The following is a 14,514-nucleotide window of genomic DNA, read 5'->3' on the forward strand; positions in this document are numbered from 1 at the left end:
AACACATAATATGAAATACACACGCCTTACCAAAGAACAACTCGAAGAGTTACACCCAGAATTTATTCGTTTTTTAGCATCACAACAAATAGATAAAACAGAATGGGATACACTAAAGGAGGAAAAACCAGAAGTTGCCGAGCAAGAAATTGATGTATTTAGCGATATGATATGGGAAGCGGTACTCGATAAAGCCGAGTGGTTAGAGCATTACTCCAAAAACCACATTTTTTTATTTAAAATGGGTAAAGAAAAAATGGAAAGCATTATTATACATGCCCACACTGCAAGTGCTGATTTCCTTACGCCAGAAGGACTACAATGGTTAAGCGAAAATATATTTGCTGAAGAAGTAAAAGTATCGCGTGGTACAAAACCATTTGGAGAAGACCGAAATGCCGAAATATTCAACCTTGTACAGCAAGGTGCAATACTAAGCGAGGGTGTACTTTACAAGCAGCTCGAAGATATGTTTTAGTATAAACCCAAGATATTCAGAAGTTAAAAAGCCAACACTTAGTTTGGCTTTTTTAGCGTTTTAACATTCAATAAAGTTTAGCTAAATTAGCAGGCAACAAACCCCAGTATATGGATATTCTGCAACAAATAACTACATTACGCGATGAACTTCGTGAGCATAACCATAACTATTACGTGCTTGATGCACCTGTTATAACGGACTTTGAGTTTGACCAAAAACTAAAAGAACTACAAGAGCTTGAAGCAAAGCACCCCGAATATTTTGATGCCGACTCCCCTACCCAACGTGTAGGTGGTAGTATTACTAAAAATTTCGAAACGATACAGCACGAACACCGTATGTACTCGTTGGATAACGGTTACTCCAAAGAGGAGTTACAAGATTGGGAACAACGCGTACACAAGGGGTTGGGTACAGATAATGTTACTTATACCTGTGAGTTAAAATACGATGGCGCATCCATTAGTTTAACCTATGAGGATGGGAAGTTAGCCAAAGCCGTTACACGTGGCGATGGTTTCCAAGGGGACGAGATTACCAATAATGTAAAAACCATACGATCTGTACCGTTAAAACTTAAAGGAAACTACCCTGAGCGCTTTGAGATTAGAGGCGAAATCATTTTACCTTTAGAAGGTTTCGCTAAAATGAATCAGGAACTCATTGAAATTGGCGAAACACCCTACTCCAACCCCCGTAATACAGCGTCTGGAAGTTTAAAACTACAGGATAGCGCATTAGTAGCCAAACGTCCGTTAGATTGCTTGTTGTATGCTATGGTAGGAGATAATTTACCTATTACCTCCCAATTTGAGGGGCTCGAAAAAGCACGCGAATGGGGTTTTAAGGTGCCTAAAGAAGCTAAACTCGCTACTACTATAGATGAGGTTTTTGAATTTATAGACTATTGGGATACACACCGACACGAATTACCTTACGAAACCGATGGCGTAGTAGTTAAGGTAAATAACCTTAACCATCAAGAAGAATTGGGCTATACGGCAAAATCGCCCCGATGGGCAATAGCCTATAAGTTTAAAGCCGAGCAAGCCACCACAATATTACACGCCATAACGTATCAAGTAGGTCGTACGGGTGCTATAACACCCGTTGCTAACTTAGAGCCTGTACAATTGGCAGGTACTATAGTAAAACGTGCCTCTTTGCATAATGCCGACCAAATTGCTAAATTGGATGTACGCGAAGGCGACACCGTATTTGTTGAAAAAGGAGGCGAAATAATCCCAAAAATTATTAAGGTTAATTTTGAGAAACGCCCTGCCAACTCTGCCAAAACAAAATACATAACGCATTGCCCTGAATGTGAAACGGCATTAATACGAAAAGAAGGCGAAGCGCAACACTATTGCCCTAACTTTTACGGATGCCCTCCGCAGATAGTAGGAAGAATACAGCACTATATTTCGCGTAAAGCTATGGATATAGAAGGTTTGGGAGGCGAAACAGTTGCTTTGCTTTTCAATAATGGTTTAATTACCAATTATGCCGATTTATACGAACTTAAAAAGGAGCAAGTTATACCGTTGGAGCGTATGGCAGAAAAATCGGCAGAGAACCTCATCAATGGCATCGAAAAATCAAAAGAAATACCTTTCGAAAGGGTATTGTACGCATTGGGTATTCGGTATGTGGGCGAAACTGTAGCCAAAAAGTTAGCCAAACATTACAAAAACATTGATAACCTTGCCACCGCTACACTTATGGATTTGGTGCTGGTAGATGAAATTGGCGAACGCATTGCACAGAGCGTTGTTGACTTTTTTGCGAATGAAAAAAACCGAGAACTTATTGACAGGCTTAAAACCTATGGCGTGCAACTTGAAATACAGGAAACAGAAGATACTACAGTTAGTAATAAGTTGGCAGGTCAAACATTGGTCGTATCAGGCGTATTTGAAAAACTATCGCGTAACGAACTTAAAAAAGCTATAGAAGATAACGGTGGTAAAGTAGGTAGCTCTATATCCTCTAAAACCAACTATGTGGTTGCAGGCGCCAATATGGGACCTGCCAAGCTAGAGAAAGCCGAAAAACTAGGGATACCCATAATAAGTGAAGATGATTTTATTGCAATGATAAACAGCTAATGAACATAAAACTCGTAGCCGTAGGCAAAACTGATAATAAGGCTTTACAAACGCTTATAGATGATTATATGAAGCGTTTATCGTTTTATGTAAAATTTGATTTAGAGATAATTCCTGATATTAAGAATGTAAAAAACCTTAGTGAGGCGCAGCAAAAGGAAAAAGAAGGTGAGCTTATTTTGGGTAAGCTGTCCCCTACTGACCAACTTATTCTATTGGACGAAAATGGTAAGAGTTTTAGCAGCGTGGGCTTCTCTAAAGAATTACAAAAAAAGATGAATTCGGGCATTAAAACACTCGTATTTGTAATTGGTGGTCCGTACGGTTTTTCGGATGCCGTATATCAAAAAGCACAGGGTAAAATAGCATTATCTGCCATGACGTTTTCACATCAAATGGTACGCTTGTTTTTTATAGAGCAGCTATACAGGGGTTTTACTATTTTAAGGAATGAGCCGTATCATCATCAATAAATTATTCTGAATTTTGAGTTTTAAATGTTGAATTATGACTTTTTAATTTAAAATTTAAAACTCAAAATTCATCATAATCTTTATCGCTTCTACCGCTTCCTTTACATCGTGTACACGCAGTATATTAGCACCTTTGGTTAACGCAATAGTATTTAACACCGTAGTGCCGTTTAAGGCTTCTTCTGGCTTCGTTTCCAACAACTTATAAATCATCGATTTTCGCGATACGCCTGCCAATATCGGTAATTCCGTCATTTTAAATAACTCCAGTTTTTGCATTACTTGGTAATTTTGCGCTAAAGTTTTAGCAAAACCAAAACCAGGGTCTATAATAATATCGTTTATACCACACTTTTGGGCGGCAGCACTACGTTCCGAAAAATAAAATAGCATCTCTTTTATAATATCATCATACTGCGTTAGGGTTTGCATGGTTTGTGAGGTGCCCCGCATATGCATCATAATATAAGGTACTTGCAGTTTTCCTACGGTTTCCAGCATCTTCTCATCGAGCATGCCTGCCGAGATATCGTTTACGATAGCTGCACCAGTATCTATACAAGTTTTTGCAACTTCAGCCCTAAAAGTATCTATAGAGATTAATGCCTCTGGAAAATGTTTTAAAACAAGTTCCACTACGGGCACTATACGTTGTAATTCTTCAGTAACAGATACAAAGTCAGCATTAGGTCGGGAGGAATACGCACCAATATCAATAAAATCGGCATCCTCGTTTAGCATTCGTTCTGTTTGCTTCAAAAAATCATTTTCATTCTTATATTTTCCGCCATCGTAAAAAGAGTCGGGTGTACAATTTACTACACCCATTACTCTGGGTTGTGCGAGGTCGATGAGGTTGCCTTTACAGTTAATAAGCATAGGGTGTATTTTGCATTGCTCCTTTGGGTTTGGAGCGTTTTTTACTACATTTGAATTTTTACACAAAGATAGTACTTAAATGAGTAATACATCCGCCGAATACGACAGCGTAATTAACCATTGCAGGGAGCTGTATGGTAAGAAAATGAAAGATTATGGAAGTGCATGGCGCATATTGCGTTTACCGTCGCTTACCGACCAAATTTTTATAAAAGCACAACGCATACGTAGCCTACAAGAGAACGATATACGCAAGGTAGATGAAGATGAAACTAGCGAGTTTATAGGTATAATAAACTATTCGGTAATGGCCTTAATACAACTGGACAGAGGTATTGCCATACAACCCGACCTTAACGCAGATGAGGCTGTACAACTATACGACGAAAAAATACAAATCACCAAAAGTTTAATGGAAGCTAAAAATCATGATTATGGTGAGGCTTGGCGCGATATGCGGGTAAGCTCGTTAACCGATTTAATTTTGCAGAAAATACTTCGTGTAAAGCAAATTGAAGATAATAAAGGAAAAACATTAGTATCGGAAGGGATTGATGCCAACTATCAGGATATGATTAATTATGCCGTTTTTGCCTTAATCCATATGGGCTTTGGGCAATAACAACTCATTAACAAGTTGTACTGTTATTAAGCGTTATATTTGATAAACTTTTAGATTAACCTACAAGCTATGAAGAAATATTTGCCTGTACTACTAAGAATAATTGTAGCATTTTTATTTTTAATTTCGGCAGTAGCCAAAATGTATCCTTCACCCTATTTTGCTATTACTACGTTCGAGGTAAAGCAATTGTATGTAATGGGCTTCTCGGAAAGTTTTGCACCGTATTTTTCACGAATATTAATCGGGTTAGAGTTGGCTTTGGGATTACTACTGCTACAACCCCATTTTTTAAAAAAACTGGTTATACCAGCTACCATACTAATGCTTTTAGTGTTTACTGCACACCTAAGTATAGAAACCATTCAAAATGGTGGTAATAGCGGTAACTGCGGTTGTTTTGGTAGCCTACTACCTATGACGCCTATTGAAGCTATTATAAAAAATGTAATTGCTATAGTATTATTGGTGTACTTGCAAAAATTATTACCAAAAGGCAACGACCAAAGAAACTTCTGGGTACTTACAACTGTTACATTTGCCAGTATATTAGCGGTATTTATGCTTGCCCCAATTCAGCCACAAACTACTGTAGTAGGCAATCTAATTGAAGGCAACGAAGTAGAGGTAACAACAGGCGATGGACCTGCGGCAGTAAAATCGGACTACTCGGCGTACTTCCCCAATATTGATAAAAATAAAAAAATACTTGCCATTTTTGCACCTGGATGTGAACATTGTAAAGATACTGCCAAACAACTTACCAAGATGAAGCGCGAAAATGAAGATTTTCCTGAAATTCGAGTACTATTTATGGATGAGGAAGCCGATTTAATTCCTGAGTTTTTTGAATATGCTGGCGCAGAATATCCATATAAGGTATTGGATATTGTAAACTTCTGGAAAATTTTAGGCGACGAAAACGATACTCCTGGTGTTATTTACCTTTGGAATGGTAACGTAGTTAACCAATGGGATGGTATTAACGAAAGGGAGTTTGTTGCCGATGAGTTGATGGAATCGTTAAACAAACCCGCTTCGGCAATAAAATAATTTTCGTTTGCTCAAGTACTTTTTACAAAAAATAGGCTACGCACTACTCACACTTTTTGGAGTAGTAACGGTTATATTCTTTTTGTTTACGGTACTGCCTGGCGACCCTGCCCGTATGATGCTCGACCAGAATGAAAACTCGGAGCAATTAGCTATCATCAAAAAAAAATATGGGTTTGATAAACCCGTAAGTACACAGTATTTGTACTATTTAAACGACTTATCTCCTATTTCGTTCCATAGTACTACAAAAGGCGATTATACCTATTTATTAAAAGGAAAATACAACGCAGCACCATTATTTACAATGGGTACTACAACCACAGTAGTAAAAACACCTTATTTACGCGAGAGCTTCCAGAAAAGTGGTAAAAAGGTAACACAAGTAATTGGCGATACCTTACCCAACACTATAGTATTAGCATTTAGTGCTATTACCATTGCTATTATTATGGGTATACTACTCGGTATTATTTCTGCACTTAATAAAGATACTTGGCTAGATAGGGCAATTGCCCTAATTAGTACGTTGGGTATGAGTTTGCCCTCTTTTTTTTCGGCAATATTGTTTGCTTGGATATTTGGCTTTTTACTGCATCAATACACCAACCTAAACATGACGGGTAGCTTATACGAAGTAGACGATTTTGGCGAAGGTATTTATATACAGTGGAAAAATTTAATACTACCCGCTATAGTACTCGGCATTCGCCCTATTGGGGTGGTAACACAACTAATGCGAAACTCATTGTTAGAAGTTATGGGGCAGGATTACATCCGTACAGCACGTGCCAAAGGACTGAGCGAAATTCGTATTATACGGAAACACGCCCTAAAAAATGCATTAAACCCTGTAGTTACAGCCGTATCGGGTTGGTTTGCATCCATGCTGGCAGGAGCTGTTTTTGTAGAGTATATTTTTGGGTGGAACGGTTTAGGTAAAGAAATTGTTGAGGCATTAAACACACTGGATTTACCCGTAATTATGGGTGCCGTATTAGTTATAGCCACCACGTTTGTATTAATTAATATTCTGGTAGATGTTATTTATGCTTGGCTCGACCCTAAAATACGCCTTCAATAATTTCACAAAACTATAACGATGTTTAGTAAATAACTGTGTAAGTTTGTTAGGTTAATCGAAATTTAAAAAATAATGAACAAAATGCTATTACTACCCATGTTACTACTTACTATAGTAGCATGTACCAAAAAAGAAGAACCAACTAGTTTTACCGAAGAAGCCTTACAGGATAAAATGACGTACATTGACGGTACAGAAATGTCGTTTAAAGATGTATTGAACCAATACGAAGGAAAAGTAATTGTTATAGATGTATGGGCATCGTGGTGCCCCGACTGTATTAAAGGAATGTCGAAAGTAAAAGCATTGCAAGAGCAATTTCCTGAGGTGGCTTACCTGTTTTTATCGTATGATAAAACGCCCGATGCTTGGAAAACGGGTATCGATAAATATGATGTAAGAGGAGAGCACTACTTTTTAGGGCATGATGAGTATAAAAATGGTGCTTTTAGAAATTCAATAGAGTTAGACTGGATTCCGCGTTACCTTGTAGTAGATAAAGAGCGTAATATAGCTATGTACTACGCAAAAGAGGCTGACGACGAAAAAATAATCAACACCTTAAATAAGCTTAAATAATGAGAAAACAGATTGTTGCCGGAAACTGGAAGATGAATAATGACAGTAAGCAAACCTCCGATTTGCTAGAGGCGTTATTAGCAAAAAAACCAGCAGAAACTACAACCAAAATAGTAGTAGCACCTACATTTGTTAACCTACAGGCTGCCGTACAGCAAACTGCAGGAAGTAATGTAATTGTTGCTGCACAAAACATGCACCAAGCCGAAAGCGGTGCCTATACAGGCGAAGTGGCAGTAGGAATGCTTAAAAGCATTAATGTAAATACGGTAATTTTAGGACACTCTGAAAGGAGAGCTTATTTTGGCGAAACCAATAGTTTACTTGCCGAAAAAGTAAATACAGCACTAAAACACAACCTTACTATTATATTTTGCTTTGGTGAAGAGTTGGCGGACAGACAATCTGGAAATCATTTTAATGTAGTAGCATCGCAGTTAAAAGAAGGCTTGTTTCATATTAGCGAAAATCAGTGGTCAAATATTGTATTAGCCTACGAGCCCGTTTGGGCAATTGGTACAGGCGAAACAGCATCGCCAGAGCAAGCGCAGGAAATGCATGCCTTTATACGTACGTTGCTAAAAGAAAACATCAGCGAAAGCGTTGCCAATGCAACATCCATATTATATGGCGGTAGTGTAAAACCTGCCAATGCCAACGAAATATTCTCTAAACCCGATGTAGATGGTGGTTTAATAGGAGGTGCGGCATTACAAGCAGATGATTTTATTGCTATAGTAAATGCCATATAAATAGTTATTATATAAATACCATACTAACAAGGGAGCAACTCTACAGTTGCTCCCTTGTTGTTTACTATTATTACTTAACAGTATATCAATATCATAAAAACAAACAATAAGCAGTAAAGTTATGTAATTATAAAGCCGTTGCGGTGAATTTTACATTCAATATACATTACGTAATAGTAAGTTAATGTAGTAGTTATTTTTAACTAATAATTAGTTAAAGTACAAAATGGAGATTTGTGGCTATTATTAACAAACTACATAACCATGTTAAACAACTACACTAAAAAAATGCTTATGTTACTGGCTTTCTGTATGGTAACATTCGTATCAAGTGCGCAAGAATTAATGCACTACTGGAATTTTAATGATGTAACAGATGAAATTGAAACCGTTGCTGCCGACTACTCTATAGTAGCTGGAACACCACAAATAACCTACCCTGGTACTGGAGATGGTTATATGGATGAGGTATCAGGTGATATTTTAAATGCACAAAACGGTTCACCCGCAGGAAACGGGCTACGTCCTAGAAATCCAAGTAATACCCGCTCGTTAGTAATCGAATTCCCAACTACAGGTTACGAAAACGTAACGGTAGCTTTTGCTACCAGAAGAACAAGTTCGGGCGCTACAGAGCAGTACTATAGCTATAGCCTAGATGGTGGCAATAACTATAGTAACACAGGGCTTACAACAACTACCTTTTTCCCTACTGAAGATTATGGTTTGGTAACTGTTGACTTTTCGGGTATTGATGGTGTAGAAAATAACGCTGATTTTATCTTTAAGATTGATTTTGGTGGCGAAAACGCAGCAGGAAGCAGTGGTAATAACAGATTTGACAATCTTACCGTAATGGGTACGCTTATGGACGGTGTAGACGATACTACAGCACCACTTGCTATACTTACCCCTGCCAATGAAGCCAATTTTGTAGCAGTAGATGGTACATTAGAAATTGCTTTTAACGAGCCTGTACGACTTATAAATGATACGCCTATTACAGATGCTAATGCGGCATCAGTAGTAGAGCTTCGTTTGGATGATGCCGATGGTATGGCAGTACCATTTACAACTACCTATGCCAATAATACTATAACAATTATGCCAACAGTTAATTTAATGAACAACCAACAGTACTATGTTGCGTTGTTGGGTAACACTGTTGAGGATATGAGCGATAATGCTGTAACAGATACGCAAGCAGCAACATTTAATACTATAGCATTACAAACAGCATTTGCTCCTGGCGATATGGCCGTAGTGGCTTACAGAATGAACGCTTCTGCTACAGAGGATGAGGTTGCTATTATTACTTTTGTTGATATTACTGAAGGTACATTTATATTCCTTACAGACTCTAAATACACTAGCAATGCACAACCACAATGTGAAGACGCCCTTATGTGGACAGCTACAAGTTGCGTACCTGCTGGAACTGTAATTACCATACAAACAGGAGAAAAAACATCAAACTTAGGAGAAGTAACAGGTAATGACTTTGGGCTTAGCTCCAATGGCGACCAAGTTATTATATACACAGGTTCGGCAGCAATGCCAAACTACATTACGGCAATGTCATCTAACGCTTGGCTAGTAGATAATACGTCATGCGGAGGCAATGAGTCCATGCTACCTTTAGGACTTACAGATAGTGTTAGCTCCATTAACCTTTCTACCGCTCCAGATAATGTAGAGGGTAATACGGTAAATGCCTATTACAATGGTACGCAAGCAGGTTTAATTCCTGACCTTAAAATGGCAATATTCAACCCTGCTAACTGGGTAGGTACAGCTGCTGGAACACCAGCACAAACATGGCCAACATGGAACTTTCCGAGTGCACCAACCGTACAAGAAGTTACTGTAGTTAACAATACTACAATACAAATAACATTCAACAACGAACTAAATATGGCATCGGCTACATCAATAGTAAACTATACTGGTATAGCTGGTTTAGATAATGCCACTGTAAACGGTAACGTAGTAACGCTTAACTATACAACAGCTTTCGAAGTAGGTTCTGATTACCAACTTACGGTAAATAACGTTGAAGATACTGCTGGATTAGTAATGGCATGCGCTTATGAGTTTAGTTTTGGATACAATACCGAAATAGCTTTCGATATGGATTACATGGTTGTTAATGAAGATGCAGGAACAATAAATGTAACACTAAGCCTACTTAACCCTAGTATAGCATCTGTAGATGTTGTTTTAAAAACGTCGCCATTTAGTACCGCAAACGATACCGATTTTACATACACAACAACAACACTAAACTTTACAGGCACTAGTAATTTAACACAAATCATTAGTATTCCTATTATTGACGATACTGAAGAAGAGCAACAAGCAGAATACTTTGTATTAAGCCTTGAAAACAATAACGCTGTTGAAATTGTTGGCGAAACACTAATTACAATATACATTAAGGATAACGACCGTATGGCACCACAACCAAGCCAAGATATTGAGCTTGATTATATTGGTAGTTTCGACCCATCGGGTACAGGCAACAGCACATGCGAAATTGTATCGTACGATGCAGGTTCACAACGTTTATTTACAACAAGTGCCGATGAAGGATTTCTTGATATTATCGATTTCTCTAACCCAGAAGCACCAACTATAGTAATGTCTGTAGATATGAGTGCTTACGGTGGTATTACCAGTGTAGCAGTACACAACGGTATAGTAGCTGTTGCATCGCCAAATGATGACGAACAACTAAATGGTTCAGTAGTATTTTTTGATACCGACGGTACATTCCTAAGCCAAGTAACAGTAGGAGCATTACCCGACAATGTTGTATTTACTCCAGACGGTACTAAAGTACTTACAGCTAACGAAGGACAACCTAACGAAGATTATACGATAGACCCCGAAGGTTCTGTAAGCATAATAGATGTAACAGGTGATATAGCTTCACTAACAAATGCAAACGTTACTACAATAGATTTTACAGCATACAATGCACAAGAAGCAACGCTTATTGCAAATGGTGTAAGAAAATTATATACTGCAAGCACATTATCACAAGATTTAGAACCAGAATATGTTGCTGTAAGTGCTAACTCAGAAACAGCATGGATAACACTACAAGAAAACAACGCCATTGCTGTAATTAACCTAAACAACAACACATTGGTAGACATTTGGGCGTTAGGTACTAAAGATATGAATGCACCTGGTAACGGTTTTGATATATCTGACAGAAATAGCGAAATACTTATTGCCAACTGGCCAGTACAAGCCTACTACATTCCTGATGCCTTGGCTACATACAATGTAAACGGCACTAATTACATAATTACGGCAAACGAAGGTGACGAGAAAGAGTATGGTGACTTTGAGGAGCGAACAACTATTGGCAACGACGATTACATGCTTGATGCAGCAGCATACCCACAAGCGGAAATGCTAATGCAAGATTTTAATGCAGGTCGTTTTAGAGTATCCAACCTTAACGGTGATAGCGACGGAGATACAGACTTTGACCAGATTTACTGTGTAGGTTCGCGCTCATTCTCAATATTCAATGCTGATACTAAAGACATCGTATTTGATAGTGGAGACGATTTTGAAATGTATATTGCCAACCATCCTAACTTTAGTGCCATCTTTAATTCCGATAATGATGAAAACAACTTTAAAGGAAGAAGCCGTGCTAAAGGTCCTGAACCAGAAGGAGTTGTTTTAGGAACTATTTCAAATCGTACCTTTGCATTTATCGGTCTGGAGCGCGTTGGTGGTGTAATGGTATATGATGTTACCGACCCTGCTAACCCCGTATTTGCAGATTATAAGAATACTAGAAATACTACAGCATTTGAAGGTGACCACGCACCAGAAGGCATTACCTTTATTAGTAGCGACGATAGTCCTAACGATAAAAACTACGTTATTGTTGCTAATGAGGTTAGCGGAACTCTTACCATATTCGAAGTAGATACTACTAATTTAAGTACTACCGATTTTGAATATGCACCTAAAACATTTACAATATTCCCTAACCCAGCAAACGATGGTATTGTTTACTTCAATCGTGTTGCAGATGTTGATGTGTACGACTTAAATGGTAAGTTAATACACTCAGCAAAACAAGCATTAAAAATTAACACAACCAAAATGGCTTCGGGTATGTACATTATAAAAACATCCGAAGGTATCGTGAAAAAATTAATCGTTAAGTAATTTTTCATTTCCAGTTTTAGTTTTAATCCTGCCTTAACGGGCAGGATTTTTTTATTTTTACAATCTCGCAAAACACAAAACAACCATGAGCAAAGTTTTAAGTCCTATAGTATTGTTCTGGATTATAATAACAATAGCATTTTTATGCTATAAATTAAAGCGTAAAAAAGCAACCCGTTTTTTTTTAATGCTCGGTTTTATAAATATGTTTTTATTTACATTATCGCCACTACCCGTATATATGTTGCGTGGTTTAGAGCAACAATACCACCCCATTAAAAACAGACAAATAGCTAAATCTCTGCCTGTGCTAGTTTTAGGAGGTGGGCATACGAAAGATGCTAATATGAATGAAGTTCACAAACTATCGGAACCTGCATTAAGCAGGTTGGTAGAGGGTATACGTATTTATACTATAATGGAGGGCACAACACTAATATTTTCTGGTTATAGTAACAAAATTGGCAAAGTATCACAAGCCGAAGTTATGGCAAAAGCAGCGTTAACGCTAGGTGTGCAGGCTAAAGATACTATTATGCTTACCGAGCCTGCCACTACTTGGGACGAGGCTGTTGCCTTTAAAAAACGCTTTGGTACTAAAAAGAAATTTATATTGGTTACAAGTGCCTCGCACATGCCAAGAGCTATGGAAACATTTAAAAAACAGGGGTTACACCCCATACCAGCACCTGCTGATTACAGTATAAAGAAAGATCCTGAAACAGCGTTGTATAATTGGTGGCCTTCAACATCTAAAGCAAAACAAACCGAAAAAGCACTACACGAGTACGTAGGTATACTGTATTACAGATGGTTTAAAGAATAAATAAAAAATCCCAGAGTTGCTTCTGGGATTTTTTATTTACGTGAAAAGTAGATACTATATTATATTCCTGCTATTTCTTTTATTTCGTTAATAACGCGCAGTGCAAGGGCATCAGCCTGTTGTTGTGTGTGTGCTTCGGTATAAATACGAATAATTGGCTCCGTATTCGATTTTCTCAAGTGCACCCACTCCTCAGCCAAATCAATTTTTACACCATCAACAGTAGATACTTCTTCATTAGCATATTTAGCTTCCATGCCTTTTAGTATCGCATCTACATCTATTTGTGGCGTTAACTCAATTTTATTCTTACTCATATAATATTGCGGATACGAAGCTCTTAAATTAGCTACTGATTTGATGTTATTCTCCGCAAGGTAGGTTAAAAACAAGGCTACCCCAACCAACGAATCACGACCGTAATGCAACTCTGGGTAAATAATACCACCGTTACCTTCGCCACCAATTATGGCATTATTTTTCTTCATTAAGGTTACTACATTAACCTCACCTACGGCACTAGCCTCATAGCTACCACCATGTTTTTGAGTAATATCGCGTAGCGCTCTCGATGATGACATATTCGATACCGTATTGCCAGGTGTTTTGCTTAACACATAATCGGCACAAGCTACCAATGTGTATTCTTCGCCAAACATTTCGCCATCTTCTGATATAAATGCCAAACGATCCACATCAGGATCCACTACAATACCAAAGTGTGCTTTCTCTTTTACCACAAGATCGCAAATATCGGTAAGGTGCTCTTTTAATGGCTCAGGATTGTGTGGAAAATGACCGTTGGGTTCACAGTATAATTCTACAACCTCAACACCCATTTGCTCCAATAGTTTTGGTATTATTATACCACCCGATGAGTTAACACCATCTACAACTACTTTAAATCCTGCTTTTTTAACAAGGTCAGCATCTACCAATGGTAAATTCAATACCTCATCAATATGAATATCCATATAGGCATCATTCGTAGTAACCTCGCCCAAACTATCTACATCAGAAAAATCAAAAGCTTCTGCCTCCGCTATTTCCAAAATTTTAGCACCATCAGCACCACTTAAAAACTCGCCCTTCTCGTTAAGTAACTTTAAAGCGTTCCATTGTTTTGGGTTATGGCTAGCTGTTAATATAATACCACCATCTGCCTTTTCCAACGGTACAGCTACCTCTACGGTAGGTGTTGTAGATAATCCTAAATCAACTACGTTAATCCCTAAACCAACAAGCGTGTTCATAACAAGATTGTGTATCATGGGTCCCGATATACGAGCATCGCGCCCAATAACTACCGTTATTTTTTCCTTACCAGCATGTTCTTTTAGCCAAGTTCCGTATGCCGAAGCAAATTTTACGGCATCCACAGGTGTAAGGTTATCACCTGTTTTACCGCCAATAGTTCCTCGAATACCTGATATTGATTTGATTAATGTCATATTAAA

The 14,514-nt window shown here is 38.0% G+C and carries 12 protein-coding genes; 10 read left to right on the forward strand and 2 right to left on the reverse strand.

All coding sequences use genetic code 11. The features are described 5' to 3' along the window. Window positions 1-10 precede the first annotated feature (10 nt). The 3 genes from K1I41_RS11110 to rlmH all read left to right on the forward strand — a co-directional run bounded on the left by K1I41_RS11110 (window position 11) and on the right by rlmH (window position 3,062). Window positions 11-478 carry a DUF6495 family protein gene (locus K1I41_RS11110; RefSeq protein WP_220640413.1) on the forward strand — a complete coding sequence of 156 codons (468 nt, stop codon included), beginning with the start codon at window positions 11-13 and terminating at the stop codon, window positions 476-478. A gap of 110 nt (window positions 479-588) precedes the next feature. Further along, window positions 589-2,589, forward strand: a complete 2,001-nt coding sequence (ligA, locus tag K1I41_RS11115) for an NAD-dependent DNA ligase LigA (protein ID WP_220640414.1) — start codon at window positions 589-591, stop codon at window positions 2,587-2,589. Continuing rightward, complete coding sequence (rlmH, locus tag K1I41_RS11120) at window positions 2,589-3,062, forward strand: 23S rRNA (pseudouridine(1915)-N(3))-methyltransferase RlmH (RefSeq protein ID WP_220640415.1); 474 nt, start codon at window positions 2,589-2,591, stop codon at window positions 3,060-3,062. Before ligA ends, rlmH begins: the two co-directional genes overlap by 1 nt. Before the next feature lie 54 nt (window positions 3,063-3,116). Here the strand turns inward: rlmH and folP are convergent, their stop codons facing one another. Beyond that, window positions 3,117-3,941, reverse strand: coding sequence for a dihydropteroate synthase (gene folP, locus K1I41_RS11125; RefSeq protein WP_220640416.1), 825 nt, complete (start codon window positions 3,939-3,941; stop codon window positions 3,117-3,119). A 79-nt stretch (window positions 3,942-4,020) separates the two neighbouring features. On the opposite strand from folP, the gene K1I41_RS11130 reads away from it, so the two are divergent. The 7 genes from K1I41_RS11130 (at window position 4,021) to K1I41_RS11160 (ending at window position 13,057) form a co-directional block, all read left to right on the forward strand. Beyond that, window positions 4,021-4,563 carry a DUF1599 domain-containing protein gene (locus tag K1I41_RS11130; protein ID WP_220640417.1) on the forward strand — a complete coding sequence of 181 codons (543 nt, stop codon included), beginning with the start codon at window positions 4,021-4,023 and terminating at the stop codon, window positions 4,561-4,563. 69 nt (window positions 4,564-4,632) lie between these two features. Next, window positions 4,633-5,616: a MauE/DoxX family redox-associated membrane protein gene (locus tag K1I41_RS11135; RefSeq protein WP_220640418.1), complete on the forward strand. Its 984-nt coding sequence runs from the start codon at window positions 4,633-4,635 to the stop codon at window positions 5,614-5,616. Between the two features lie 7 nt (window positions 5,617-5,623). Continuing rightward, window positions 5,624-6,700: an ABC transporter permease gene (locus tag K1I41_RS11140; RefSeq protein ID WP_220640419.1), complete on the forward strand. Its 1,077-nt coding sequence runs from the start codon at window positions 5,624-5,626 to the stop codon at window positions 6,698-6,700. A gap of 72 nt (window positions 6,701-6,772) precedes the next feature. Then, complete coding sequence (locus K1I41_RS11145) at window positions 6,773-7,279, forward strand: TlpA family protein disulfide reductase (RefSeq protein WP_220640420.1); 507 nt, start codon at window positions 6,773-6,775, stop codon at window positions 7,277-7,279. Then, window positions 7,279-8,031: a triose-phosphate isomerase gene (tpiA, locus tag K1I41_RS11150; RefSeq protein WP_220640421.1), complete on the forward strand. Its 753-nt coding sequence runs from the start codon at window positions 7,279-7,281 to the stop codon at window positions 8,029-8,031. Before K1I41_RS11145 ends, tpiA begins: the two co-directional genes overlap by 1 nt. Before the next feature lie 264 nt (window positions 8,032-8,295). Further along, window positions 8,296-12,231 carry a choice-of-anchor I family protein gene (locus tag K1I41_RS11155; protein ID WP_220640422.1) on the forward strand — a complete coding sequence of 1,312 codons (3,936 nt, stop codon included), beginning with the start codon at window positions 8,296-8,298 and terminating at the stop codon, window positions 12,229-12,231. Between the two features lie 85 nt (window positions 12,232-12,316). Continuing rightward, window positions 12,317-13,057 (forward strand): YdcF family protein, encoded by a 741-nt coding sequence (locus K1I41_RS11160; protein ID WP_220640423.1) that lies wholly within the window; start codon window positions 12,317-12,319, stop codon window positions 13,055-13,057. A gap of 59 nt (window positions 13,058-13,116) precedes the next feature. On the opposite strand, the gene glmM is transcribed toward K1I41_RS11160, so the two are convergent. Beyond that, window positions 13,117-14,508: a phosphoglucosamine mutase gene (gene glmM, locus K1I41_RS11165; RefSeq protein WP_220640424.1), complete on the reverse strand. Its 1,392-nt coding sequence runs from the start codon at window positions 14,506-14,508 to the stop codon at window positions 13,117-13,119. Window positions 14,509-14,514: the final 6 nt, after the last annotated feature.

Origin of the sequence: Flavobacterium litorale (assembly GCF_019613795.1) — a bacterium.
GTDB classification, from domain to species: domain Bacteria; phylum Bacteroidota; class Bacteroidia; order Flavobacteriales; family Flavobacteriaceae; genus Flavobacterium; species Flavobacterium litorale.